The organism is Planctomycetia bacterium, assembly GCA_016795155.1.
GTDB lineage: Bacteria > Planctomycetota > Planctomycetia > Gemmatales > HRBIN36 > JAEUIE01.
The window spans coordinates 19011-44271 of the sequence record JAEUIE010000014.1 but is presented as its reverse complement, the minus strand read 5'-3'; the positions used below and the strand labels follow the sequence as shown (position 1 = coordinate 44271).

Sequence of the window (25261 nt, the reverse complement as noted above, 5' to 3'; positions counted from 1 at the left end):
GAGATAACCTGCCTGATGTTGATTGGGAAAATGAGATAGTAGTCCTCACGATTCGCCGCGATGCACCTGAACCATGAGCGTCTTATTAAATAATATCCCCTACGATGACTGGCATCACCTTGCTTTTGGTCATGATACCATAGTAGTCCGAGGGCTTGTCCATCAACATAAATACCGTGGGCGTACCGTGTTCATCCCGTAGATAGATTCCCTTGATGCCTTCCAGCAATGGGAACCAGACACCGCGATGCAAGGCGGCATTGCCCGTAATCAGCACCTCCTGAATATCGGTATGCTGCCAGATGCCTTGCTCCAGTTCCCAGACTTCGACCCGACCTGTATGGGGCAACACCTTACTGCGTCGCTGCCGATTTCCCCAGCGTACTATGCGGAATTGATCCTCGAGCACGATAGGTAACAGCGGCGGATAAGGCTTGCGGTCGTAGTAGAACTGCACTTCTTCTTCGCCACCACGGCCTGTCACCCTGGTTATGATCGCAGGATGGTGATGGTATTTCGTCGGCAGATGTTTCAGCGAGATTGAAACCGCATCACACATGGTTACCACACCGTTCTTTGCGGAGCAATCGCCTCTTCGCCCAGGGCCGGGTCGTCATACCAGTCTTTAATAGGCAAGGTGGCACCGCTCCGAATCGCAAATCGGCTGACATCCGTGTTGATTCGCCTCTTGGTAACTGCTAGTGTTCGTTCTGGCTCATCAGGCGGGTCAAACAAGCCCCGTTGAGCAGTTGCTGCAGATTCAAGTCGGTGAGCCAGCAAGTGCATCCGCGACACCAGTAAGTGTCTCTGATAGGTACGCCGGAACAACTGCTCGAAGACTTCCACCAAGAGATCAAACCGATCTGTTGGCGCTTCGAGGTTGGAACCGGTTCCAAAATGATACATCTGATAGTCGTAACTACGCTGCTCCAGATGAAACTCAACCCTGCCGGTCTTGAGTTGATGCCGATGCAACTCCTCGATTAGTCGTTCCAGGTTCTTGACTACGAAAGCCCAGGCACGGTCAGGTTTATTAGTAGCACTGCCAATGGAACCGCCTCGGGTGAGAATCTTGTAGCGTTGTCGTTCTGTCTGTACTTTCGAAACCGGGTCGCCCCGCAGCTCGTTCCAGAGCTTGGCGCCTTCCACAGTGAGTATCTGTCGGATTCTCGCAACGGGAGTGTTGATGTAATCGAGACATGTTTTGATGCCGTAAGGCTCCATTCTCCTGGCCCGTCGCCCGGCAATGCCTGAAACTTCCGTGACGGCCAGGTTGCCCAGAAGTTTATGCTCTTCCGCTTCCGTCAGCACCGCCTTCGCACCATTGGGCTTAGCTGTATCGCTAATGAGCTTGGCGAGAGTCTTGGAACGACCCAATCCCACCGTCACCGGCAGGCCGATATACTTCTTCACCAACCCACGCACCTTCTCGGCAAACGTGCTGGCATCTTCATACTGAGGCATCACAAAGAAGCATTCATCCACACTGTATTCTTCGCAAACAGGAGAAACCATTTTCCGCATGAAGGCGTGGAAGCGGTCACTCAACGCGTTGTACCAGGCAAAGTCCCGCTTTACGAAAATGGCATGTGGACACTTGGCGATAGCGTCCGGCAATGGCTCACCAGTCTTCACGCCATACTTCTTGAGTTCAAGACTCTTGGCGATCACAAAATAAGCCTGGTTCGACAGCACACCCAGCGGCTTACCCATCAGGAACGGATTGCGCACCTGGGCTGCTGACGCATAAAACGCATCAACATCAACGTGGCCGTAGACCCGGAATGGAAGTGGCATGAATGTCCCTCCGCATGCTCTATCGGCTCATCGTAGCAGAGTTCAGTAGTGAACAGACAAGGGATATATGAACATTTTAACATGTATAGTAGTGTACACGCCATCATTTATCAAATAGATGCTTGACAGCACCTGGTGAACATGGAGTAGAGTTGCTTCGTACCCATGGAGACAGTTATGAACATTTGCATCACCGTGAAGTCTGACAATCTCTCTGCGTCGTTCCTTACATTCCTTCGTCGATTCATGGCCCGGTATTACCAGGCGGTGGAGATTCGCCATGGCCAGAAAGACGCTATCATCCTCGAACAGGATGCCACCGATGCTGACCTCATCCGTGCCTGGTTGATTTTTGACTGTGCCGGTAGTGAATACTGCATGCTGACTGCTATCGATCAATAGTCAATCGACGCAGGGTGCCATCTGATGGCTAAGGACGGTTACCTTCATTTCAGGCCGTTGATTCGAACAAATGACAATGCATTGACAAAAATACCGGTTGTCATGGCGCTTACGGGTGAAAGCCCACCATGATGTTGTCGAGTTCCACGACGAGTTTCGAAAATATCGAAGCCGTAAGTCCCTGGATGACTATTCCGTAGTCAAAGTTCCCGCTGCTCGAAGTACGGGCGATGACCGCTGCATCATATAAGATCTTAATCTTGGTGTTTTTCATATACTCCCAGCCCAGCTTTCCGTAAGATTTCGCATCGTCATACTCTCCCGGCGTGTTCGTCCAGATTCTTTCCGAGTAAAAGTTAGCCAGGGTTGATTTCATCTCTTTCGAAACTTCTGTAGTGATCAGCGAATTGTTGTAGAGCAGATTGAGATATCGCAGGAGTGCTCGCGGCGTTGCAGTATAGTACGAACTGTGTCCGGGTGATGGATGCCAGGCAATCTGGTTGTAATTGCCTCCCACCCAGAGCCCGCTTTTCTGCCTGGAATAAAGTCCCTGCTTGGCCAAGACGCCGTTGATGTACTGGTGCCCCAGTTTGGCAATCACCCGTCCCGATGCTTCGGTGTTCGAGTAGGTCGCCATGCTCTTCAAATCCGCAAGAAAATCATCTCGAAAGTCGACCGTGCTGGTATAGGGCTCAAAGATTTCGGCAAGTTTGGGGAAATTCGCCGGGCCTGCCACGGCATGCTGAACTATCGGCTTCCACGCTGCTTCCAGATTGCCCAGCACGACATCCGCTTTCATTCCCGGAGCAGCGAGCTTCGCTCGATTTCTCAACTCGTAGGCGGCATACAGCACCGTACTCTTCAGCACACTGGCGCTGAAACGAGGCTTGTCGAGATTCCACCCAGCGTAGTTGGCCTGGGTGGGACGCAGATACATGACGGCAAAGTTACTGGATGCATATTGTGCATCCTGAGTCAGCGGTTTCAGCATTTGAAATAGAATCTGGTTCTCGACCAGAGTATCTTTCTCAGCCTTTTCAGGAAACGGTCCGGGAATCGCCATGAGGTATGCCTTTAATGTGGTCACTGCCATCTACTGATTCATGCGACATATTGAGTAAAAACACGTCAGATCATTCATGAATTTTCAGGAATATGGGACAATCGCTTGGAATGGATGATGTTGTGATGTGCAGTGTTCAGAGACATTTCTCAGCGAAACAAATTAATCAAAGATTCTTGTCGGGCAACCGGACGGCATTGCGAGTGGATAGTAGTTCATCAACTTAGCCAGTGGGAGATCATGCCATGACACACGCAGAAGCCCTTCGGGATTTGATTGTCCGATTCAGCGGAAACAGTGTGCGAACGGTGCAGCCACCGCTCGAATCAGGCGTGGATATAGCTGATGCCATTGCACGCTGGCTGTCGGCCAATGTAGCCTGGTATGTCCATCACCAATGCCGATTTGAACCCAATACCGCGCTCGCGAGTTCAAATCCGCAGCATGGCAATTTTGTTTCTCCATGCATCACGGTACAGAGGCGATGGGCACGTGATGGCGCCGAAGAATGCAGGATCACTTTGGCTGGTATGAAGAACCGGAAACTGGTGACGCATCGATGCAATGTCATCGTCAATGCAATCACCAGTACCAATGCCGACCTTCAACTGAGGCTGGACGATACCACGACCAACAACACCTTGGAGGTGCTTGGTAAAAAACGCACGGTAGGCAATCGCCTGCAGATTGATGAACCCCATGAACCCATGCAGTACATCATTCCACGACAGCGGGAATCTCAACCTGCCGCTCGGCAACAACTTCCTGCATGCTGTCATCGAACCTTGGCAGAAATAGCCCAGATACAGTCCATTATGCGAACGCTTCGGGGTGTCATGGTATTCGAACGCATCCTGGCGGTCCGCAATCCGACTGACTACGAGACTGGTTTGATGTTTGTCGATATCGTGAATGGCCAGATTACGGATGGCGGGTTTAACGATACAGCTCAGGCGTTACGAGCTATCCCGCAAATCGAACGGAACAGGATTAACCAGATAGCAACGCTGCATGCTCTGGAACACAGCAACAATCGCGAACTCTACCGGCTCTGGCAACGCCTGGTGCGTTGAGACTTGATGGAGTGAAGCCACCAATCTCCGTGCCCCCACTCCTTCCGGGGGAGTGGGGAAAGAAATGATCTTTGCGAAGTTTTTACGGCATCTTTCTTGAAATTCTGTGCTCAGGGAGTGTAAACTCTCCACACGGATCGAGGCATTCCACCCATGCGGACCGATCTTCGTTGTACCCGATGTTCGACCAGGCTGGCAGCGAAAGTATCGCTGCAGGGCAAGAAGGTTCGTTGCCCGAAATGCCGTCAACCGGTGCGTGTCCCAATGTCCCCGATGGTATTGCCACCGGTTTCCGCTCCAGGCCAGGGTACTCCGTTGATGGCCATTCCGGTTACAGACGATGAGCCGGAACTGGCGGAGGTGCTGCCAGACGATGCAGAGTTCGGCGACTTTGAAGTGTTGCCCGATGAAGCACCTGTCAGCCCGCCTTCACCATCGAAGCCTCGTCCAGTCAAAGCGCAAGTAATTGAATCACCGCCTGAAGAGCCGACTCCCGTCCCCAAGAAAAAGAAAAAGAAGAAGAAACTCAAGACGAAGGAATCAGAGCGTCTCCCCTTGTGGATGTGGATTGCCGGTGGCCTGGGGGCACTGGTCACCACCGGCGGGCTGGTTTTCGGCCTGATCATGATGATGCGGGTAGGTACACGTGATGGCGATCCGATTGACTGGGCTCAGCATCTGACCGTTTTTGCCATCAGTGTTCCCATTACGCTGGTGATACTGGTGGCGAGCATGTTTATCAGCAGTGCCCTGGGGGGTGGCATCAATTTTGGCGATGCCAAGACTGCCATCATCGGCTCGCTGTTCCTGGTATTCATTGTCAACCTCGTCCGCATGATACCGATTATTGGCCCGTATCTGACACTGCTGGTCTGGCTCGTCGGGTTCATGACCATCTTCGGGCTTGATCCGTGGGAGGCGCGGTTTCTGCTGGTGATCAACTGGATACTGAACTTTGCTCTCGGCATGTTCATCATCAAGCTACTGGACGACGACCTGGTCGGCCCACGCAAAAAGGATCCTGACTTGGAGATCGAAGAATTCGAGTTAGATCCCCGCGGAGGTGAATGGAAACGCGTACCGCCGATGAAAGATGATGACGGCGATGACCAGAGCTATCTGCAGCCCGGCCACTGGCATGAGCAGATGCGGGTTTGGGTGGAGAGGCGGGTTGCGTAAATGATTCTTGCCGAATGAGCGCCTCATTCTCCCCTCTCCCACCAGGGGAGAGGGGTTGGGGTGAGGGGAATTCAAGAGAGCACTCATGTTTACCAATCTGGGAGGCGGTGGTTCACGTGGCGGTTTCTATCTCCTGGGATGGATTTATCTTCTGATTGCCATCTTTGGCCCGTACCTGCTGGTCTGGCTCGAAGTGCGTGCGATTCGTAAAGCCGATGCACAATCGCTGTTTGCCCTGATCCTGCTGATCATACTGGGAAGTGTAGCCTGCTATTACAGCATTGATGCGGCACGGGAGCTGTCACGCACTTCGGGTCTGTTGGGCTTTCATATTCTTGTCGTGCTGCTGGGCGCGATTGCATTTCTACCCGCGCTGGGCTGGGAGATATACAAGCGGGGATGGTTGAAACTGCCTGGGGTGAGGTAGGGTTTTCATTTGACAGCACATACTTTCCCTGGTCTCATTCAGTAACACATTGGAACCTCCAATATGGCGATCATACTCTTCATAGGCGGATCGGGATTCATCGGCTGACCTACCTGCAGACAGCCCGCTGGAATGCGCAGATGTGAGGGTTTTCGGCTTGGAAGCAAGTAACAACAAATCGGCAGGGAAATGAATTAATGTCAAAAGGTTACAATCAGGCAATATGGGAAAATTGCGCAAATTTTGCTTGATTAGTAAATTGTGAAGAAAATTTGAATTTTTTGTTGATTAGCTTCATTTCAAGAACTATTTTCACACTACTTACCGTTCATCAACTCGGAGTTGCATTATGAAATTTTTGGGGTCTTTGCTGGCACTAGCCATCCTGGCTATAGGGGTATCAACCGCATCAGCCCAGATTACGGTGTTCAGCCAGAATTTTGAATCAGGTTTAGGTGGGCTGGAATCGGTCAGCGGCTCCTTCCTGATTAACAACACCGGGTTTTCCAACAATGGCACCAACATGATGGGCCATGCCACCACCTATTCATCGGATGAGTATTCGTTCTATCAGATCACAGGCCTGGTACTACCTGCCTTCGGTCCCATCACCATGACCTTTGACTATGTTGGTCAGTTTGAAACACACTTTGATCGCTTCAATGTCCAGGCATCGGTCACGGGTGGCCTGAATCCACCCAACAGTCTGCTGAATCCCACTGCCACTTCGGGTATGCAATTCATTGATTTGGATCATGACCATCATCCACTGCTGGGACAATTCGCCTATGATACTATTGGGGCATCAGGTGGTGCCAGTGGCGTTGCTGAATTTGATCTCTCAGCGTTCGCTGGTCAGACCGTTGATATCCGCTTTCAGTTTGGCAGCGATGGCTCCGTAGAGGCAGGCGGTTTCGGAATGGATAACCTGTCTATCGTCGCTGTGCCCGAACCAGCAACCATAGCCTTGATAGTCACGGCACTGGTTACTGGTGGCGGAGTGGTGCATCTGCGTCGCAAACGCCGTAAAGCACTCCGATTTGCCCGTCAGTAATCGTTGATTCAATAACAAAAAAGGCATGTCGATTTCGACATGCCTTTTTTACTTTCCGGTGCAATCTTACACCACGCTCTGAATCGCCTTCAGCGCCGCTTCGTAGTTGGGTTCCTTGCCTGCCTCACCAACGTACTCGGCATAGGCCACGGTGCCGGTCTTATCAACCACAAACACCGCGCGGGAGAGTAGTTTCACTTCATCGATGAGGGTGCCGGTCGCGGTGCCGAATGAGCGATCCATGTAATCAGAAAGATTGTGCAACTGATCAATGGTGTGAGCTGCATCGCTACAGAACCGGTTCATGGCAAAGGGCAGATCGAGGCTGACGGTGTAGCTGTTGAGCTTCTCGGCAAAGGCAGCCAGTTCCTTGTTGAACTTCTGGGTCTGCACGGAACAGACGGGAGTATCGAGCGAAGGCACCACGCTGAAAAGTGCGGGCTTGCCCTGCAGGGCATCCTGCAGCGACACAGGCACCAGGCCTTTGCCTTTTTCGAACTTGTGAACTTTGAAATCGGGAGCCTTGTCCCCCTTTTTCAGTTCCGGGCCAACCAGAGTCAGCGAATGTCCCATCATGGTGAATGCATTGGCACGCTTGTGCATGGAGGTAGTTTCCAGGGTGAAAGATATCTGCACTATTGAGTTATGGACGGATGGCAGCGTTGTCCAAAGGATTACCGCTGCTGAAAAAATCGTTTTCTGAACTTGCTGAACCCGCCGATGGCGAAGCCAATCAGTAGTCCGGCAACGTGGGCGGTGTTGGCAATAGAGCCGATAAAACCCGTCATGCAGATGACCAGCCAGATGAGCATGGTCACAATGGTATCGCGTGGCAGCACCATCCCCGGTTCGGGAGAATAAACTGACTTGGCAACCAGGAAGCCAAACAGAGCGAAATCCACGCCCGACATACCTCCGAATAGTGGCGAGCCGAAAACGACAACCTTTGCTGCGTGCAGGTCAAACAAGGTGGGAAACATGAACTGCAGGACATTGGAAAAGATACCGGTGCACAAGATGAACATCACATACCACCAGATGCTGCGTCGGCATTCGATCATTCCCCCCAGGGAATAGAGGGCATACATGTTGAAAAGCAGGTGTAAGGTGGAGAAGTGAAGGAATATCGGAGTGATCAGTCGCCAGAATTCTCCCTGGAACAGCGATTCGAGTTGCAGCTTTTTTGCTTCGGCCTGTGCTTCGGGCTGAATTTTGACTTGAAGCGGGAGTTGATTACTCACCTTGTCCATCATGGTAAGTGTCAGCAGGTTCTTCACATTGCCGCCAAACTCGGTCCAGAAAGTGACTGCAACACTGATGATGATTAAGGCGATAGTGATGGGCACCTGTTTGGGGCTCGGCCGTCCCCAGAACTCGTAACTGTCCTTGTAGAGCTGGGCATATTTCGCATCTACTTTTTCTTTGAGCTTGCGGAGTTCCTTGGCTGGTTTCTGTGCTGAACGGTATTTGCTGTCGTGTGGGTTCTGCTGAAATGCGTTCCAGATGGCGCGAGCTGGCTCGAGGTCATCTTCGTTATGCACCCAGACTACCGGATGACCTTCATCCATCCTGATCACTGCTGAAATATTCTGAGTCAGCAGATAATCGACGAATACCTGGGCATCATGCTTGTCAGCTATCGCAGTCAATTCACGCATGAACGCATTTGCCTTACGGAATGTACCGAATTAGCCTACGGGAAGTAACACCGGGGGCGAGATGCGACCAGATTCATTCGTGGACTGGAACCGCCTGGCTTTTCTTCTTGCTTCGTGCAGATATCAGTGTTAGCTATTGGTAAGCCCGAATACCGATGCCACGTTGGGATATCACAATGGTACGTGCGTGTCTGCCTCTGCTCGTCACGGTGTACTGTTACCTATCGGCACAGGCCCAGTCGCCTTCTGCTCAGGAAATCCCCACGTTCCTGGTGAATTCCAACACCAAGCAGTTTTACCGCTTTCACTTTTCAGGCCTGCAGGCCGAGAATGCCATGAAGCTGGCCAGCCAGTTGTGGCCGGTGGTGCAGAAACTTCCTGCCGATAATCCCGTTCGGCAAGCTATTCTCGGCGCCAGGGATCGAGACAGCTTTGCCGATGACTATCGCACGCTGCGGGCCTTTTTTCTTGAGCAGGGTATCGACACTCTTTACTTCCAGGTCGAACAGCACTGGATCGATTCAGTCACGCTCCCTGGTTTTCTGATTCTGCCCGGCACTCCGCAGACCATACAAAAGCTGAAGGCTCGGCTTGAACTCGCCGGGTTAAGTTCCTGGGCCAGTTACCTGCAGGGGTTTGAACCAGCCAAGCCCAAGGGATGGATGATACGTAAGTTGGGCAACATTCCATCAGGCGATCCTGCACCCCTCAAAGCCAAACTCATCGAACACAGTCTGCGAACGGGCTGCCCGATTCGGCCTGCCAGCATCCAGCAGCGAGCATTACCTCAGGTTACTATTCAACTGGCAGATACGCACCCGGTTACCCTGGTGAACCTTGAACGCAATCGTCTCGATTCTGTCATGGGTGTGATCTTGCCCGCGTTGGCGCCGTCGCTGGCCCGAACGGTGGAATTGTCCGACAAGGCACTAGCCAGCAGCTTTGTGGTTGCAGTGAACCCGATGCCTTACGTGATGCAGGTAGCCCACATGCCTGGCGCCAAAGAGGCTCAAGAACTCGGCCAGGAACTGCAGCGCAGCATCAATGCCATGATGGATCGAATGTCGAATTCTGATGATGACCTCGATCAGATAGTGAAACTGTTCGTCAAGAGCACAGTAGCTATCGATGTGCGAGATCGTGACGTGCTGATGATGATGAAGCCACCGGTGCTGTTTGATATGGAGGCAGCTCGCAGGGAAAGCAAGGCAACCCAGGAACAGGACTGGACGGCTCTGCCTGCACCATCGGGAATGCACTGGGAACTGGTGGGCACTTTGGGAACACCCATGCGTTACGATCTCATGCAGCGCATCACCCTGGTGAGCATCAAGGGGCAGAGTTCCAAAACCAAATTGACTGGCAAAACGGTTTCCTTCGCAGGTCTGACCTGGAACCGTGATGAACGAGGCGGCTTCACCATCACCAGTGACAGCAAATCCGCATTGCCTGCACTGGAATGCTTCGATGATGCCAACCGCCTGGTGGGTGTGCTTCGGCTGGATCTGAAGCCAGGCGATGGCCGTTTTGACCTGGCTCGTTCCCGTGCTATTCTGCAGCGCCGAGTAGACGAATGGAAAAAGGGGGAGCAGAAGGCTTCCAAGGCTGTCGATAGCCTCAAGAACGAATGGGAAAAACAGAAACTTGAGTCACCCGGTAAGATTGATGCCAACCGCGATATGGACATGAATACGAAGGTTCAGAGCCTGGAACGCATCGTCTCCCGGCAACAGGCGGGACGACTGCTGACACTGGATTGGGAACGCAAGATTGCAGAAATGCAGGCGAAGTTTCCTGCTGCCACACTGGCCCGCGATGGTGAACTCCTGACACTGACAGGTTCGAGCCTGGCTGAACGACCGAGTGACGCACGGTTCGCCGGCTACTGGCTGTTCGACTATGGCGTGCTGACGTTGTATCAGAATGAGAAAGGGGTGATCGGCACCTTCTCCAGCAAGGCCTTCCGCAGCAGTCTGGGGGCTTTGCCCATTGATGGTAGCAGAGGTACCGCTGTCACAGCAGTTCTTGCTGGCCAGGCACGCAACAATACGCTCAGTTTCACTCTGCACGATGCACGTGGCCGCGAACGGAGTGGAAAACTTGAACTCGGCGAAGATGGCCTCTCAGGCAAATGGACGCTCGATGCGATTTCCGGCGAAGCTGGTCCGCGTACGGCGTCCAATTCACCGCGAAAGGAATCTGCCAAGTCTCAAGGTAAAACCACTCTCAGCAAAACAGGTAGTGGATTTGGTGGTTTCGGTAAGACTTCCGGCAAGACCAATGACAAAACCAAAGACAATCCGTTCCGCGTGAATAATCCGGGAATGGGGTTGGGAATGAATCCACTGGCACGTCGACAGGAACTGGAGAAAGAACAGGCCCGCAACGGTAAACTCGAGCGGCTCGATTTCGGGTTTGTCGATCCGAACTGGTTTCAGCAGGGCGATGGCAGCGACTTCGCTGGTTACTGGGTGCATGATCGCGACAAGAGTAGAAACACCCTGATCAAGAAAACCAGCACTGCAAGCATTTTCCAATGCTCCGGGGCAGGTACCAGCATGATGCCCAACATGTCTTCCAGCCTCAAGGGTGTGGGCATAGGCAATCTCCTGTTCCTGCTGCCTCCTTTTCCGGAGCAATTCGGTATGAATTCCATCCAGGCACTCACTCTTGCAGAGGACAAGCAATCGGTCACCCTCTACCCGGAAGCAATCCCCACCGCTCCGGTGGATATGCTCCGTTCACGCAATACTCAAAAGGGGATGACGCTCAAGCGGGATGATAAGTGAGACAGGGCAGAATTCTGTCCAATGTTCATTCTCCTGCTTCACCGGGCTTAGTTCCCTTTTCCAGCACCTGGCGCACGGTGGTTTGCAATTGTTCGAAGGTATAAGGCTTCTGGATAAACGCCGCCAGGCCTTTGCCGGCGAAGCGGCTGGTGGCGGTCTGTTCGTTGTAGCCACTAGAAAGAATGGTCAGTACATCGCTGCGGAGCCTGCGCAGTTCGCGGAAGGTTTCTTCGCCATCGAGTTGGGGCATGGTCATATCGAGGAGCACCAGGCGGATGTTGTTCCCCTCCCGTTCAAAAACGTGCAGCCCATCATGGCCGTTGCGGGCGGTCAGTACCGTGAACCCCATCTTTTCGAGCATGCAGCGGGCCAGTTCGATGACAAATGGTTCATCGTCAATGATCAGCACTGTGCCATGCCCACGCCATGGTGTCGGAGTGTCGCTGGCTGGTTCCTGGGCGCGTGCAGGCAACTGCGACGAGGGGAAGACCATCTTGATGGATGTTCCCTTGCCTGGTTCGGAATAGACCTTGATGGCGCCACGGTGCCCGCGCACGATGCCCAGCACTGCCGAAAGCCCCAGCCCGCGACCGGTGAACTTGGTCGTGAAAAAAGGATCGAATATTTTTGCCTTGGTTTCCGCATCCATGCCGCAGCCTGTATCGCTCACTTCCAGAAACACGTACTGGCCTTCAGGCAAATCATCAGCGGCGCAGGCATCGGCAAACCAGGCCCGGTCGCACTGCATGATGCCCGTGCTGATGCCGATCACGCCCTGTTCATCACCAATGGCTTCCGAGGCATTGATCACCAGATTCATGATTACCTGGCGCATCTGGGCGGCATCAGCTTCCACGGCAGCCAGGGGTTTTCGCAGATCGAATTGGATCACGCACTTTTTCGAGATTGACACCTGCAGCAGCCTGGTCATCTCTTCGGTGATGGCAGAGAGATCGAGAGGCTCCACGACAAAGCGGCCTTTGCCGGAATAGGCCAGCAACTGCTGTGTCAACTCAGCGGCGCGGCGAGCGCCATCGACCGCATGAGCCACATATTGATGGGCCAGCGAGTTGGCTGGCAGTTCGCTCATGGCCAGATCGGTGTATCCCAGCACGCTGGTGAGCAGGTTGTTGAAGTCGTGTGCGATACCGCCGGAGAGAATGCCCAGACTTTCCATTTTCTGGGCGTGCTGCACCTGTGCCTGCAGTTTCTGCTTTTCCTCCTCGGCACGTTTGCGATCGGTAATGTCCTGGATGGTGCCGATGATCTGTCGGACTTTCCCTTCCTGATCACGCTTGAAAACTGCGTCACGACCGAGATGCCATCGCCAGGTGCCGTTGGCATGCTTGATGCGGTACTCGGTCTCAAGCACCTCACCATCGCGGGCAGTATCCCAGCGTGCCAGCAATCCCGGCAGTCTCTCCTGGTCTTCCGGGTGCAGCATCAGAGTAAGAAACTGCGGGCCGAGTTTATCCACTTCCTCCCGGGTATACGCCAGATCGCTCCACACTTCACGGTTGGAATAAATCATCCGCTTTTCGAAGATATCAAAAACATACAGCGCCTGGGGCATGGAAGCGGCAATGGAAGCCAACTGCTTCTGGCTGGCACGTAGGGCCTCTTCTGCCTGCTGACGGTCGGTGATATCCTGCGAGTAGCCGGTCATACGCACCGGATTGCCTTGTGCATCGCGGATGACTTCACCCTGTGTATGCACGATGCGAACCGTGCCATCAGGTCGAACGATGCGCCCCACGACATTCAGGATTCCCGGATTCACTGACTGTTCAATGGTTTGCTGTACTGCTAGGCGGTCTTCGGGATGGATGCATTCCATGAACGATTCGAACCGTGAAGGGAATGTACCACGAGACTGCCCGAAGATGCGATACATCTGGTCGGAACAGGTGACCTGGTTGCTGATCAGGTCCCATTCCCAACTGCCCATCTGGGCGAGGGCCTGGGCTTCATCCAGCAACTTGGCCTTGCGACGCAGCGATTCTTCTTTCCATCGCAATTCACTCACATAACGCAGGAAGCCTGTGAACTGAGGTGTTCCCCGCGTGGAAATGCGAACGATGGTGAGTTCGACGGTAAATTCATGGCCATCCGCATGGAGTGCCGGCATCTCCAGCCTCTTGTTCAGCACCGCGCCCTGACCGGTTGCCAGGTAACGCTTCATGCCTTGCTGATGGGCATCTCGCAGCCTGACGGGGATGATGAGTGATGCCAGGGGTTGGCCTACTGCCTGTTCACGCCGATAGCCAAAAAGTCTTTCCGCTGCGGGGTTGAATTCAATCACCGTTCCTTGATGATCCATCGTAATGATGGCATCAAGGGCAGCCTCCAGAATGGCAGCATGCCGCTCTTCAATCTCCTCCAGCGACCACGACTTGGTCGAAAGTAATGGTGTGGCTGATTCCATGACGACAGTAACCCCTGCCGCGAGAAGACTCTATTGTGGCGAGGTGACAGTCAGGATGCAAATGGAAACCGGCTGTGAAGCAGGGAAGGAACATTTTGCCCCATCAATCCCATTTAGCCACCGGCTCTTCAAGCCGGTGGCGGGTTCGCGCGGTGGTGTGTGCATGATGCTACACTTCGGCTCTACTCAGCCGAGGTGTGGGAGTTTGCGGTTGCCGAAAACCACATTCCGACGTGAGTAAACAGCGGAATGCGGCACAGCTTCAATGAATGAGTGCGGGATCAAATGGCACATTCAAGCTACAACTTCTATTGAACGCTCAATGTCCATTAGGATAAGATGTTATGGACTGATAGAGAAACCTATGAGCACCGTGCTGGCTGACGCTAGAAAAGTTGTTATGAATCTTCCTATGGAAGATCGCATCATCCTTGCACATGAGCTTTTGGAAGGCTTGGAGGAAGAACCGATCAGTCTGGAAGAAATGGATCGTCGTCTGGATGAGATGCGCTCAGGGAAAGCGGAAATGATCTCCCTTGAGGATCTGGAAAAGAGCATGCACGAGGCGATCCACGGCAATGCATCTGCGCATCCATAAGTTGGCACAACGCGAACGTCTCCCTCACGTATTGACATAGCAGGATAATTGAAACTAAGCCCTATTGACTAATACACACATTTCCCAGTTAGCCATCGGCTCTTTAAGCCTGTGGCGGGTTCGCGCGGGAGTGATCGTGACCACGGTATTTTTCCTTCGCAATGCGTATTTCTCGACCGCACGCACCCGCCCCCGACCTGAAGGGATGAGGGCTAAATATTATCACGCACGGCTTGCACGAACCTACGCACCTTGTCTGCATCCTTGATGCCGGGCTGGTTTTCTACTCCGCTGGCGGTATCGACCCAGGCGGGTTGCACCTCTTGCACTGCTTCAGCAACATTGTCAGGTGTCAGACCGCCCGCCAGCACCAAAGGAACTGGACATCGAACCTGCTTAACGAGCGACCAGGGTGCGGTCTGGCCGGTCCCGCCATGCTGTCCATCCACCTTGGCATCGAGCAGCAAGGCTGTTACCTTACCCCCCGCAGCTTGGCAATCAGATAGTTGTTGCTGTACCTCGGCGAGATCATCCGTGCTTTTGATGCCACACGCCAGCCAGAGAGGAATGGCAATGGGGGAGAACGTCTTCCAGTACATTGCATCGGTGCCATGCAGTTGCACGACATCGAGCGGGATGGCAGCCATCACCGATTGCAACCAGGCTTGATCTGGTCGAACGAAAACACCTACTACTTGAATGGTGGAGGGAATCATCAACCGCAGCCTGGCCCCCTGCTCCAGGGTGACTGAGCGAGGGGAAGGGGGATAAAAATTGAGCCCGATGGCATCGACGCCGACAGCCAGGCAGGCCTCAACGCAGGCGGGGGTGGTGAGGCCACAGATTTTAGTCTTGGTGTTCACGGGGAAACCTTGGAGTAGTCAGTATTAAGCTATCAGCTGTCAGCTATCAGCTAATAAGGCACAAGCGGAAGTGTAGCTATGCTCGACTCCACCCTTAATTATTGAACGATGCAAAGCAAATTGCATAGTTTTTCCCGCATGGCTGATATCTGTAAGCTGATAGCTGACAGCTAATGGCTTTTCTCTTGACAGAATACACGCTTCACCTTATGGTGCCAAATGCTATGGGACAGGGAATGTCCCCACGCTTGAGGGAGGGAGTCTGCTCATGTCTACGCTCAAGTTTCCGACACCACTGCAGCCTGTTCCGTTGTTTGACGCGAAACTGCAATACAAAGGGCTGAAAGTTCACCTGGAAGAAGCATGCCGACGCGTGCTCGATTCCGGCTGTGCCATCGGTGGCAAGGAAGTGGAAGCACTGGAAAAGGAATTTGCCGGGTATTGTGGTGCATCCGCTGCCGTCGCCTGCGCCTCCGGTACCGATGCCATCTCCCTGGCACTGAAATGCCTCGATATTGGCCCAGGCGATGAAGTTATTACGACCGCATTCACCTTCTTCGCGACGGCCAGTTGCGTCGCCCGGCTGGGTGCCACGCCCGTCTTCGTTGATATCGAACCCGATACGTTCAATATCGATACGAGCAAGATCGCAGCCAAGATCACGCCACGTACCAAGGCCATCATGCCGGTGCACCTGTATGGCCAATGTGCTGACATGGAACCGATCTGGCGATTAGCAGATGAACACAACCTGCATGTCATTGAAGATGCTGCCCAGTCGACTGGTTCCGAATACCAGGGCAAACGCTGTGGCACACTTGGCGCGATGGCCTGCTTCAGCTTCTACCCGACCAAGAACCTGGGCGCTTACGGCGACGGTGGCATGATCGTCACCAACGACCGTGAATGGGCCCGCAAGCTGGTCTGCCTGCGTAACCACGGCATGTATCAACGGTACTATCACGAAGAGATGGGCTGGAACAGCAGGCTCGATGCGATCCAGGCTGCCATGCTCCGAGTGAAGCTGCCTTATGTTGATCTGTGGAACAATGCCCGTTCTGCGATTGCCAGCCGGTACGACAGCATGCTTGCTGAGCATAAACTCGATCAGTATTTCGTCCGTCCTACGGTGAAGACGTTTGGCAAGCACTGCTTCAATCAGTACGTGGTACGCGTTCCCGATGGACAGCGCGATGCTCTCCGCAAACACCTGGCTGATGACAGCATCGGCACCGAAATCTACTATCCGCTGCCACTGCATCAGCAGAAAGTCTTCGCTTACCTGGGCTACCAGACGGGTGACCTACCCGTGACCGAGAAGGCCTGCCAGGAAGTGCTGGCCCTGCCCATGTTCCCGGAACTCACGCTTGAACAACAGCGCCGCGTGGTGGCCAGTTGCGTCAACTTTGTCGAGAAACATGCTGGCCTGCGGAAAGCTGCTTAGCCGATACCAGTTACAACAACGCAGCCTGGAAGTTCTCCGGGCTGTTTTTGTTTTACAGTCAGTGTGAAACGGTCTCTTGCTCCAAAGGAGCGAACGGTATTAGCCAGGCCCGGCAGGGCCTGGTGAGCAAGGAAAGAATGGTCAAGCTCCGGAGGAGCGCTCGAATAGGTCGCTCCTTCGAAGCTTCGGAGCAAAACAGTAAGAATCTACGTCCCTTCTTCCAGCCACTTCCATGCGTCAACTTCTTTGGTTGCATCAAAATACTGGATGCTGGCCATGGTGAAGGGCTTGCAGACTTTCGCCATCCATTCTTCCCATTTCTTGTCCCCCACCAGGGCGATGCGGTCAATCTTCGTGCAGTGCGTGGTGGCAAACTTGATATCGTCCCACAGGGCATGCATGTCCCAGCCCTGGAAATCATGAAACACCGCCAGCAGGCGGACTTTGCCAAGCTTTGCAACCGCGGCATCCACGGTCGGTACAAAATGCTGATAGTCGGCATCGTGCAGCTTGCCCGACATCTTGAAACCCAGCACCTTGCCCGAACTGCGACTGAGTGGCTCGATCATGATGCGCTCTCTCCATTTTGAACAGGGACAATGCAATGATGTGATTTAGTTTATCAGTTTGTCGTCATCTCGCTCCGTCGAGATGATTCAGTAGTGTCATACTGAATGTCCAGCTGAAGTACCTGTTCGGAATCTGTGCCACACTCCGGCGGTACTCCGTCGAGGTGTGGTTACGGGAAACCATCTGGACATCATGATTCTCATGCGATTCTGCGTATTCATCGTCAGCACTTCCGTAATACCGTAACATAACACAACACCAGTAACTTACTCAGAGTAGAAAGCAACCATGCCCGCGAAGAAAAGTGCGAAGGCCTCATGGCCCGCCCAGGTTCAGATGATCAAAAACGCGGTCGCAGCCGATCGTACCAGTCAAAAAAAGACCTCAGCAGCCTCCCAGCGCAAAGCCACCCAGTTCACCGGGAATGATTCCCGGGGGTTTGGGCAGAGCTCGTCAGGTGGCAAACGAACGCAAGCCCGCCGCGATGCCAAGTAATGGCGTTGTAACGCTCTGTGCATGAATGAATGACATGTTCGTCAGACTTTGAACTGGTAATGATCAACAGAATATGGTATCATTACCTTCCTAAGCCTTTACTCGACACTTCTGTTGAGCCTTTTGTCTGTTCATTTCTTGCTGGATTTTTCCTGCCTCCAGTTTGAGACGTGATCTGCTTGAGCCTGAAGCGCGATGAACTCGCAGCACCCTGGTGTGCCGCCTGCATCGAACGAGACAGGCTGTTGTTTCCAGTACTCAAGAACGGGAGCCCGTCATGAAAACGGCACGGCGCGGAGATGTGGTCGATGTGAATTATGTCAAACGATTTGTTGATGGAACAACGGTTACTTCCAGCAAACGCGGCCCGACTCGCGTTACTGTCGGCGTGGATCATCCACGTATGCCAGGTCTCGGTATGGCCCTCGAAGGCATGGCAGTTGGCGCCACGACTGTCAAACGCTTTGAACAACAGGCCTACGGCCAGCCCAATTCAGCCAAGGTGCACAAGCTTCATCGTGCTCGATTCGAAGCCACTGCAGAATTAAGCATTGGTAGATGGGTTCGGGTGCGTTCACGCAACGGCAAGATGTGCCTGGTTCGCGTGCTCGATATCGATGACGAAATGATTTTTGTCGAAACACACCATCGCTGGGACGCTCACCTGGTCGAAATGAAAGTGGAACTCATGGCCATCGTGTAAGGAAACCTGCGACAGAAGAACAGAGTACATCACCAGCCCTGGCAACATTGTCAGGGCTGGTTTTTTAGCTTGAAATGCAGCATGGTTCGAAGGATTATGGTCTCTACACTGGTAGCAACATTCCAGAAATACCCGAGATGGATCACGAGAATCAATCAACAAATATGCAAAGCCAGACTGCACTCGGTTGCAGCTTCATGTCTCTGTTTCTAGTTGTGGGATTAGTGATCGCATACTATTCGAACGATTTTATCTTCTGGCTAACCGTTCCTGTCGTACTTGCTGTAGCAGGTTTGGTCGTTGGACTTTTAGCAGCCAGGCTTGTGGAGAAAAACGAACTACCCGTAGAAAAGCGAGAAGCATCAACTTCACAGCAGGTAGTTAACGAAATGTGTGTGCAATGTCAGCAACGAATTGCGAGTATCCTGGAAGGTGCTATCTGTCCGTCATGCCGTGCTGCAATTCATTTCAAATGTGCAGGGACAGGTGATAGAACAACATCGCGCAGTTGTCCTCGCTGTCAATCAAATTCATTTCCGCAAAAACTTCCAGAAATTAGTGATGCATCCTAACGGTGCCATGGCACACGGAGTATTGCTGGCAGGAGTATCTGCAAGCAATGACACACGGGCAGATGGCGTAAATGACAAACTGAATGAAGTTTCTTTCGTTCATGTGGCCAGCAGAAGCCACAGATGATGATGACTGCGATAACAGTGAGCGGAAGAAATACGAAACCAAAAATCATGATTTTCATGGGTACATCGTCGCCTGATATTCTCCGCGCCTCAATTTCTGCTTGACGATAAATATCTTTCACAGTCTCGGCTGGAATATTGTCTGTAACACTAATCGAAAAAAACACCTTGCTTGGCTTTTGGATGTATAAAGCGTAGTAACAAAGACCGAATCCCATCAACCCACCCAGTAGTGCACCCAGACACACCCGGTGCCACACTGAATTCAGGTAGAGGAATTGAAATTTCATTCAGTTTTGTCGGATGTCATCGTTTGGCCGTGCTTAGGCATGATGATGCCATCTTCCCTTACACACTTGTGCATTGCTAGCAGGAGTATCTGCACGCAATGGCACACGTGCAGTACAGTTAAATAAACACTTTTATGTACCATCGGACGAATGATGCAATCAATTGGTTTCATGGCACAGAGGCATTGCGGTTTAACGGTTCAGAAGCATTATCGTGATGTATAGATTGATGCAGGCGATTGCTAACCAGGTAAGTCTGCTTAGCGAAATAAGCAAATCGGTGTTCTTGTTCATCCAACGATATAGATAATCTTTCTCGGTATAGATTAATCGGTATCCAAACAACATGAAGTGCGTCATCTTTCTCGCAAAGATTGCGAAAATGAAAAACAGTACACAAAACATGAACGGGAATCCGGCGTCACCCATTACACTGCTCGAGTTTCATTTGGCCCCGTTTTCCTTTAGTGTGGGGCGGGTGTGCACGAAGGCATATCACAGCCAGCAATAACGCCATCTTGAAAGACGTAACGCACCTCGCGTGAACCCTCCCCCGGCTTAAAGAGCCGGGGGCTAAATATGTTAGTGCTTGAAATGCCGCATGGCGGTGAAGACCATGGCGATGCCATGCTTGTCGCAGGCGGCGATGCTGTCCTGGTCCTTGACGGAGCCGCCTGGCTGGGCAATGGCTTTCACGCCTGCTGCAGCAGCAGCTTCGACATTATCGGGGAATGGGAAGAAGGCATCGGAGGCGAGCACGGAACCCTGGCTTCTGTCCCCAGCTTTGCGGATGGCAATCTGCACCGAATCAATGCGACTCATCTGGCCAGCACCCACGCCAATCACCATGCGATCCTTCGCCAGCACAATGGCATTACTTTTCACTTGCTTCACCACTGCCCAGCCTACGGCTAAATCTGCCAGTTCGCTGGGTGTGGGTGCACGCTTGGTAACCACCTTCACCTGGCTCCAGTCGAGCACCGCATTGTCCAGGTTTTGCACGAGCAAGCCGCCTTCGATCTTTTTCAGATCGAAGCCGTAAGCATTTCCCTCGAGCGGGCCGGTAGCTAAAAGTCGAACACTATCCTTCCACTTGGGCCGGGTGCGGAGAATGTTCATCGCTTCATCGCTGAAGCCGGGAGCAATGATGGCTTCAAAGAACCGGCCAGGCTCGGTCATTTGCTGAGCGGTTGCAGCATCCACTTCGCGGTTCAGCCCGACGATGCCGCCGAAGGCGCTGATCGGGTCGCCCTCGTTTGCACGGCGATACGCTTCTACCAGCGTGGCAGCTACGGCAGCACCGCATGGGTTGTTGTGCTTGATGACCACGGCCGCTGGCTCGGCAAAGGTGCGAACGAGAGTCAACGCACTGTCCAGATCGAACAGATTGTTGAAGGAAAGTTCCTTGCCACCCAGCGATTGGGCAGTAGAAACAGAAGCCCGGCTCGGTTTGGATTCAACATAGAAAGCAGCCTGCTGATGCGGGTTTTCACCATACCTCAGAGTCGCTTTGCGTTTCCAACTGAGCCGCAAGGATGCCGGGAAGGTTTCCTTGCTCGATTGTTCAGCAAAGTACTTGGCAATAGCCAGGTCGTAATCAGCGATGATGGAGAAGGCATCCGCAGCGAGTTTTTGCCGGGTTGCCAGGCTGATTTTGCCTGCGTTGTTCTGGGCTTCTTCCACAAACGATGCATATTGACTGGGGCATGTCAGCACTGCTACGCCGTTGTGGTTCTTGGCAGCAGCCCGGATCATGGTGGGGCCGCCGATATCAATGTTGTCAATTGCCTGGGCCATGGTGCAGCCCGGCTTGGCAACGGTTTCTTCAAACGCATAGAGGTTGCAGACAATCAGATCGAAGACGGGCAGTTGATGTTCCTGCAACGTCTTCAAGTGCTCAGCCTTGTCACGTTTGGCGAGGATGCCCGCATGCACTGCGGGATGCAGCGTCTTCACGCGGCCATCCAGCATTTCTGGAAACTTGGTCACCTCGCTGATGTCTTTGACGGGCAGACCTGCCTCAGCGAGCGTGTTGCGTGTGCCACCGGTGGAGATGAGTTCCACGCCCAGTTTGTGCAATGCCTGAGCTAGAGATACCAGCCCGGTTTTATCCGTTACGCTCAACAGGGCACGACGAAGGGTGATGTCAGTCATAGGTGTAATCACAAGGAAGAGGAGTTACTCACTCATACTAAGTGGAATTCCCTCTCCCTCTCGGGGAGAGGGCTAGGGTGAGGGGTTTTACACATGGCGTAAGCCCTTCGTGTTCTATTCAATTGAGAGGAAGATGATGGGCTTCGCCACATAATATACCCCTCACCCCCAGCCCCTCTCCCCAAGGGGGAGAGGGGAGCAAGATAATTTGCTCAGTTTGAGTTACTCGTAGCATAGCAATACAAAGGAACGGGGGAAGGATGCGGATTGCACTCTTTTGCGGAGCCCGAACCGGGCTGGAAACCTGCTACGCCAACTGTGCTGCCCAGGCGGCCAGGCTCATCGTCAAGCAGGGGCACTCCATTGTTTATGGTGGAGGCAACATCGGCCTGATGGGTGTGATTGCGGATGCTGCTCTCGAACTGCAAGGCGACATTGTCGGCGTGATTCCAGGCTCCATGGTCGAAGCGGAACTGGCTCATCATGGCATCACCCGGCTTGAAATTGTCAGCACCATGCACGAACGCAAGGCCCGCATGGCAGAACTCGCTGATGCCTTCATCGCCCTCCCCGGCGGCTATGGCACCATGGATGAACTCTTTGAGATCATTACCTGGAAGCAACTCAAACTGCACGATAAACCCATCGGTTTGTTGAACGCCTTTGGGTTTTACGATGAACTCATCACCTGGCTGGTAAAAGCCGTCGCGGCAGGGTTCATTCCGGAAAAACAGGGGAGGCTGTTCGTGACAGCGAAGGAGATGGGGGAGTTGTTGAAATTGATGCACGTCGTTTAGCTTTCGTATCTACCATTAAGTGGAAATTGCTTCAATCGTTTCATTTTTCTTTGCATTATGGACAAGAATTGATTCAATTGGGAGAAATATCTTTCGAGTGGAAACAATGTCGGATTCCAACGTCGAAAATCTGATTCAACAGTATCGCCAACAACAATCTGCTGATCCACAAGTTACAGTAGAAGAATTTTGTCATACACGCGATTGTCAGAATCTTGTTGAGAAAATCAAAGCTCGACTCCAGCAATTGGATCTTCAAAACAAAAATCCGGCTGAACCCGTTTTGACAGATGAACTCGGCTTAAGCTCAAACCAAGACGCTGGGAAGAAACAAGTACAGGAGGTGAAGTCAACTACGGGGAGCCAATATCGGCTGCTTCACGTGCTTGGTGAAGGTGGCATGGGAGCTGTCTGGCTTGCAGAGCAAACCGAACCGGTTCGACGCAGGGTTGCCATCAAGCTCATCAAACCGGGCATGGATTCCAAAGGAGTGCTGGCACGATTCGAAATCGAGCGTCAGGCCCTGGCGATGATGGACCATCCAAATATTGCCAAGGTTTACGATGCCGGGACCATTTCAGATGGGCGTCCCTTTTTTGTGATGGAACTGGTCAAAGGCATACCGATCAACGATTTTTGCAATCAAGCCAAACTGAATATCGAAGAAAGACTGAAACTCTTCAGTACCGTCTGCTCGGCAATCCAGCATGCACATCAGAAGGGAATTATTCATCGGGATTTGAAACCCAGCAATGTGCTGGTCGCCTTGTATGATGGCAAGCCCCTCGTGAAAGTCATTGATTTTGGTGTCGCCAAGGCGCTGCATCATAACCTCACACAGCGTACTATCTTCACCGAAGTAGGGGTTATCATTGGCACACTCGAATACATGAGTCCCGAACAGGCCGAGTTGACGAATCTCGATATTGATACCCGAACGGATATCTACTCGCTGGGGTGTATCCTCTACGAATTGCTGACGGACTCTCGTCCCATCGATGGCAAAGTGTTGCGGAGTGCAGGCTTTACCGAGATGTTGAGGCTGATTCGCGAAAAGGTTCCAGACAAGCCAAGCACCAAGCTCTCTCAAAGTGGCGAAAAATTGCCCAGCATTTCTGCTCAACGCAGGCTGGAACCCAAGCGGCTCACCAAGATGATTGCGGGCGATCTCGACTGGATCGTCATGAAAGCCTTGGCCAAGGAACGAGACCGTCGCTACGACACTGCAACTGCTTTTGCAGATGATATCCAACGGTTTCTGAATAACGAAGTTGTTCAGGCAGGGCCGCCAACACTTTCCTACCGCCTTTCGAAATTCATACTCCGCAACCGGCAACAGGTGCTTGCTGGTGCGCTGGTAGTCCTGGCTCTCATTGCCGGCCTCATCAGCTCACTGGTATTCATGCGACAGGCACAAGCGCATGCCCTCGAAGAAGAGATTGCGCAGGAAAAGGCGCAACGTTCTGAAGCGGCAGCGCGTGATAGCGAGAACAAAGTTAAGCAAGCGATGGTCGCCAGGATGATGGCCGAATCCATCATGGGCAGCAATGATGATGATCCTTTGTTTATTAACCCCAGCAGTTTTGGTCAGAATCGGAAGTTGCTTGATTCTTTACGAGCTTCGGAAGCCAAAGCTCAACGGGAATTATCCCAGGATCTGTTTATCTATGCTGCAGTTCTGCAAATGATCGGTAACGGTTACCGTACTATTTCGATGTTTCCGAAAGCGGAATCTCTCTTGCTGCAATCGCTTGAATTGAAGAAGAAGATTCTCCCGAATGATCATGCTGATCTGGGCACTTGTCTGATGCTGCTGGGCCTGGTGCATACAGAACAGGGAAAAACACGCGCTGCTGAGGTGGAACTGACCCAGGCTTACGAAATCCTGAAGAAAAGTTTCTCAGAAGAAGATGTAATACTTCAGAATGTTCAACTGTATCGAAGTTACGTTGCCATTGATGCCGAAGATTATCCTGAAGCAGAGCGACGCCTGCGGGAGATTATCGACGGACAGGATCAAAAAGGACAAAAGGATTCTTACTTGAAACATCGCGCCACTCTGGCGCTGGGTAGCGCGTTGACGAATCAGGGAAAAATTCTGGAAGCATTGAAACTCTGTGTCCCCAGCCTGAACAGGCTCGCTGTTAAAGCCGGTTATCCAAAATTGGTGGAAGCAACCAGTGCGTTCAAGAGTGGTGCAACTTTTCTTGTAGCTTCCCAGCATGATCTTGCTTTGAAACAATTTCAGACCTGTCGATCTTTATTGCAATCGGAGTTTGGTCCAGACCATGCTTACGAAGCCATACTCCTTTTTCAGATGGCCAAAGCATATTCAGGCAAGAAAAACTATACGCAGGCGCAACAGGCTTACGAAGACAGTCTGCGTATTATGCGACTTACCGTCGGATTTGAAAACTACAACGCTGGTGTGGTGCTACAAGATTACGCCGAGATGTTGAACGCGAGTCAACAACCTCTTGGCAGGGTGGCTTCTGCTTTTGAAGAATATGAATTGGCGCAGAGAAAACGCTGGTCAGCCGAGCATTTTCGAACTGCCAATGCACTGTTATTGCATGCACAGTTTTTAAAACAATACCAGAAGCCTGATGCCATGAATAAGAAACTCGAGGAAGCGATGGCTATTTATCGGATGGATACTAAGCGTCATGCTTCCAAAATAAGAGAATGTGAAAAACTCCTGCAACGATAGTGTACTACTGGATATAGCAAATCAGCTTGTGCACTTTCATCTGCTTCTTGTTGACGACGCATATTTCGGTGC

General features: G+C 52.4%; 21 protein-coding genes. 12 read left to right on the top strand and 9 right to left on the bottom strand.

Features of this window, described 5'->3' with window-relative positions:
* Positions 1-85: 85 nt before the first annotated feature.
* Positions 86-559: a hypothetical protein gene (locus JNJ77_06050; protein MBL8822132.1), complete on the bottom strand. Its 474-nt coding sequence runs from the start codon at positions 557-559 to the stop codon at positions 86-88.
* A 2-nt stretch (positions 560-561) separates the two neighbouring features.
* Positions 562-1797 carry a nucleotidyltransferase gene (locus tag JNJ77_06045; protein ID MBL8822131.1) on the bottom strand — a complete coding sequence of 412 codons (1236 nt, stop codon included), beginning with the start codon at positions 1795-1797 and terminating at the stop codon, positions 562-564.
* 177 nt (positions 1798-1974) lie between these two features.
* On the opposite strand from JNJ77_06045, the gene JNJ77_06040 reads away from it, so the two are divergent.
* A complete protein-coding gene (locus JNJ77_06040; protein MBL8822130.1) occupies positions 1975-2199 on the top strand; it encodes a hypothetical protein in 225 nt (74 codons plus the stop codon).
* A 109-nt stretch (positions 2200-2308) separates the two neighbouring features.
* Here the strand turns inward: JNJ77_06040 and JNJ77_06035 are convergent, their stop codons facing one another.
* Positions 2309-3292: a hypothetical protein gene (locus JNJ77_06035; GenBank protein ID MBL8822129.1), complete on the bottom strand. Its 984-nt coding sequence runs from the start codon at positions 3290-3292 to the stop codon at positions 2309-2311.
* Between the two features lie 215 nt (positions 3293-3507).
* Between JNJ77_06035 and JNJ77_06030 the strand changes: the two genes are divergently transcribed.
* The 4 genes from JNJ77_06030 to JNJ77_06015 all read left to right on the top strand — a co-directional run bounded on the left by JNJ77_06030 (position 3508) and on the right by JNJ77_06015 (position 6995).
* Positions 3508-4335 (top strand): hypothetical protein, encoded by an 828-nt coding sequence (locus JNJ77_06030; protein MBL8822128.1) that lies wholly within the window; start codon positions 3508-3510, stop codon positions 4333-4335.
* A 153-nt stretch (positions 4336-4488) separates the two neighbouring features.
* Positions 4489-5514: a hypothetical protein gene (locus tag JNJ77_06025; GenBank protein MBL8822127.1), complete on the top strand. Its 1026-nt coding sequence runs from the start codon at positions 4489-4491 to the stop codon at positions 5512-5514.
* An 85-nt stretch (positions 5515-5599) separates the two neighbouring features.
* Positions 5600-5941: a hypothetical protein gene (locus JNJ77_06020; GenBank protein ID MBL8822126.1), complete on the top strand. Its 342-nt coding sequence runs from the start codon at positions 5600-5602 to the stop codon at positions 5939-5941.
* A gap of 349 nt (positions 5942-6290) precedes the next feature.
* On the top strand, positions 6291-6995 hold the full coding sequence (locus JNJ77_06015) for an immune inhibitor A (GenBank protein MBL8822125.1): 705 nt from the start codon (positions 6291-6293) through the stop codon (positions 6993-6995).
* Between the two features lie 66 nt (positions 6996-7061).
* Here the strand turns inward: JNJ77_06015 and tpx are convergent, their stop codons facing one another.
* Entirely contained in the window at positions 7062-7598 is a 537-nt protein-coding gene (gene tpx / locus JNJ77_06010; GenBank protein ID MBL8822124.1) for a thiol peroxidase, read from the bottom strand.
* A 71-nt stretch (positions 7599-7669) separates the two neighbouring features.
* The gene (locus JNJ77_06005) at positions 7670-8653 is read right to left on the bottom strand and encodes a rhomboid family intramembrane serine protease (protein ID MBL8822123.1); all 984 of its coding nucleotides are present in this window, start codon (positions 8651-8653) and stop codon (positions 7670-7672) included.
* Positions 8654-8829: 176 nt separating this feature from the next.
* Between JNJ77_06005 and JNJ77_06000 the strand changes: the two genes are divergently transcribed.
* Positions 8830-11442 carry a hypothetical protein gene (locus JNJ77_06000; protein ID MBL8822122.1) on the top strand — a complete coding sequence of 871 codons (2613 nt, stop codon included), beginning with the start codon at positions 8830-8832 and terminating at the stop codon, positions 11440-11442.
* A 25-nt stretch (positions 11443-11467) separates the two neighbouring features.
* On the opposite strand, the gene JNJ77_05995 is transcribed toward JNJ77_06000, so the two are convergent.
* Positions 11468-13867, bottom strand: coding sequence for a PAS domain S-box protein (locus tag JNJ77_05995; GenBank protein ID MBL8822121.1), 2400 nt, complete (start codon positions 13865-13867; stop codon positions 11468-11470).
* Between the two features lie 364 nt (positions 13868-14231).
* Here JNJ77_05995 and JNJ77_05990 point away from each other — a divergent pair, with 364 nt between their 5' ends.
* A complete protein-coding gene (locus tag JNJ77_05990) occupies positions 14232-14465 on the top strand; it encodes an addiction module protein (GenBank protein ID MBL8822120.1) in 234 nt (77 codons plus the stop codon).
* Between the two features lie 212 nt (positions 14466-14677).
* Here JNJ77_05990 and JNJ77_05985 read toward each other — a convergent pair whose 3' ends face one another.
* Positions 14678-15328, bottom strand: a complete 651-nt coding sequence (locus JNJ77_05985) for a phosphoribosylanthranilate isomerase (GenBank protein ID MBL8822119.1) — start codon at positions 15326-15328, stop codon at positions 14678-14680.
* Between the two features lie 268 nt (positions 15329-15596).
* On the opposite strand from JNJ77_05985, the gene JNJ77_05980 reads away from it, so the two are divergent.
* Entirely contained in the window at positions 15597-16772 is a 1176-nt protein-coding gene (locus tag JNJ77_05980) for a DegT/DnrJ/EryC1/StrS family aminotransferase (protein ID MBL8822118.1), read from the top strand.
* Between the two features lie 206 nt (positions 16773-16978).
* On the opposite strand, the gene JNJ77_05975 is transcribed toward JNJ77_05980, so the two are convergent.
* Positions 16979-17341: an STAS/SEC14 domain-containing protein gene (locus tag JNJ77_05975; GenBank protein ID MBL8822117.1), complete on the bottom strand. Its 363-nt coding sequence runs from the start codon at positions 17339-17341 to the stop codon at positions 16979-16981.
* 773 nt (positions 17342-18114) lie between these two features.
* On the opposite strand from JNJ77_05975, the gene JNJ77_05970 reads away from it, so the two are divergent.
* Together JNJ77_05970 and JNJ77_05965 are read left to right on the top strand one after the other, a co-directional pair.
* On the top strand, positions 18115-18540 hold the full coding sequence (locus JNJ77_05970) for an FKBP-type peptidyl-prolyl cis-trans isomerase (GenBank protein ID MBL8822116.1): 426 nt from the start codon (positions 18115-18117) through the stop codon (positions 18538-18540).
* A 137-nt stretch (positions 18541-18677) separates the two neighbouring features.
* Positions 18678-19112, top strand: a complete 435-nt coding sequence (locus JNJ77_05965) for a hypothetical protein (protein MBL8822115.1) — start codon at positions 18678-18680, stop codon at positions 19110-19112.
* 998 nt (positions 19113-20110) lie between these two features.
* Here JNJ77_05965 and purH read toward each other — a convergent pair.
* A complete protein-coding gene (gene purH / locus JNJ77_05960; protein MBL8822114.1) occupies positions 20111-21682 on the bottom strand; it encodes a bifunctional phosphoribosylaminoimidazolecarboxamide formyltransferase/IMP cyclohydrolase in 1572 nt (523 codons plus the stop codon).
* 260 nt (positions 21683-21942) lie between these two features.
* On the opposite strand from purH, the gene JNJ77_05955 reads away from it, so the two are divergent.
* Both JNJ77_05955 and JNJ77_05950 read left to right on the top strand, forming a co-directional pair.
* A complete protein-coding gene (locus tag JNJ77_05955; protein MBL8822113.1) occupies positions 21943-22479 on the top strand; it encodes a TIGR00730 family Rossman fold protein in 537 nt (178 codons plus the stop codon).
* A gap of 106 nt (positions 22480-22585) precedes the next feature.
* Entirely contained in the window at positions 22586-25189 is a 2604-nt protein-coding gene (locus tag JNJ77_05950) for a serine/threonine protein kinase (protein ID MBL8822112.1), read from the top strand.
* The last annotated feature ends 72 nt before the right edge of the window (positions 25190-25261 follow it).

What these genes read in the sequence shown, in the direction of transcription:
- JNJ77_06040 (MBL8822130.1), top strand. Translation starts at nt 1,975, where the DNA reads ATGAACATTTGCATCACCGTGAAGTCTGACAATCTCTCTGCGTCGTTC.
- JNJ77_05950 (MBL8822112.1), top strand. Translation starts at nt 22,586, where the DNA reads ATGTCGGATTCCAACGTCGAAAATCTGATTCAACAGTATCGCCAACAA.
- purH (MBL8822114.1), bottom strand. Translation starts at nt 21,682, where the DNA reads ATGACTGACATCACCCTTCGTCGTGCCCTGTTGAGCGTAACGGATAAA.
- tpx (MBL8822124.1), bottom strand. Translation starts at nt 7,598, where the DNA reads ATGCACAAGCGTGCCAATGCATTCACCATGATGGGACATTCGCTGACT.
- JNJ77_06020 (MBL8822126.1), top strand. Translation starts at nt 5,600, where the DNA reads ATGTTTACCAATCTGGGAGGCGGTGGTTCACGTGGCGGTTTCTATCTC.
- JNJ77_05965 (MBL8822115.1), top strand. Translation starts at nt 18,678, where the DNA reads ATGGATCACGAGAATCAATCAACAAATATGCAAAGCCAGACTGCACTC.
- JNJ77_06000 (MBL8822122.1), top strand. Translation starts at nt 8,830, where the DNA reads ATGGTACGTGCGTGTCTGCCTCTGCTCGTCACGGTGTACTGTTACCTA.
- JNJ77_05975 (MBL8822117.1), bottom strand. Translation starts at nt 17,341, where the DNA reads ATGATCGAGCCACTCAGTCGCAGTTCGGGCAAGGTGCTGGGTTTCAAG.
- JNJ77_05995 (MBL8822121.1), bottom strand. Translation starts at nt 13,867, where the DNA reads ATGGAATCAGCCACACCATTACTTTCGACCAAGTCGTGGTCGCTGGAG.
- JNJ77_06015 (MBL8822125.1), top strand. Translation starts at nt 6,291, where the DNA reads ATGAAATTTTTGGGGTCTTTGCTGGCACTAGCCATCCTGGCTATAGGG.
- JNJ77_06025 (MBL8822127.1), top strand. Translation starts at nt 4,489, where the DNA reads ATGCGGACCGATCTTCGTTGTACCCGATGTTCGACCAGGCTGGCAGCG.
- JNJ77_05955 (MBL8822113.1), top strand. Translation starts at nt 21,943, where the DNA reads ATGCGGATTGCACTCTTTTGCGGAGCCCGAACCGGGCTGGAAACCTGC.
- JNJ77_06050 (MBL8822132.1), bottom strand. Translation starts at nt 559, where the DNA reads ATGTGTGATGCGGTTTCAATCTCGCTGAAACATCTGCCGACGAAATAC.
- JNJ77_05970 (MBL8822116.1), top strand. Translation starts at nt 18,115, where the DNA reads ATGAAAACGGCACGGCGCGGAGATGTGGTCGATGTGAATTATGTCAAA.
- JNJ77_06005 (MBL8822123.1), bottom strand. Translation starts at nt 8,653, where the DNA reads ATGCGTGAATTGACTGCGATAGCTGACAAGCATGATGCCCAGGTATTC.
- JNJ77_06045 (MBL8822131.1), bottom strand. Translation starts at nt 1,797, where the DNA reads ATGCCACTTCCATTCCGGGTCTACGGCCACGTTGATGTTGATGCGTTT.
- JNJ77_05990 (MBL8822120.1), top strand. Translation starts at nt 14,232, where the DNA reads ATGAGCACCGTGCTGGCTGACGCTAGAAAAGTTGTTATGAATCTTCCT.
- JNJ77_05980 (MBL8822118.1), top strand. Translation starts at nt 15,597, where the DNA reads ATGTCTACGCTCAAGTTTCCGACACCACTGCAGCCTGTTCCGTTGTTT.
- JNJ77_06030 (MBL8822128.1), top strand. Translation starts at nt 3,508, where the DNA reads ATGACACACGCAGAAGCCCTTCGGGATTTGATTGTCCGATTCAGCGGA.
- JNJ77_06035 (MBL8822129.1), bottom strand. Translation starts at nt 3,292, where the DNA reads ATGGCAGTGACCACATTAAAGGCATACCTCATGGCGATTCCCGGACCG.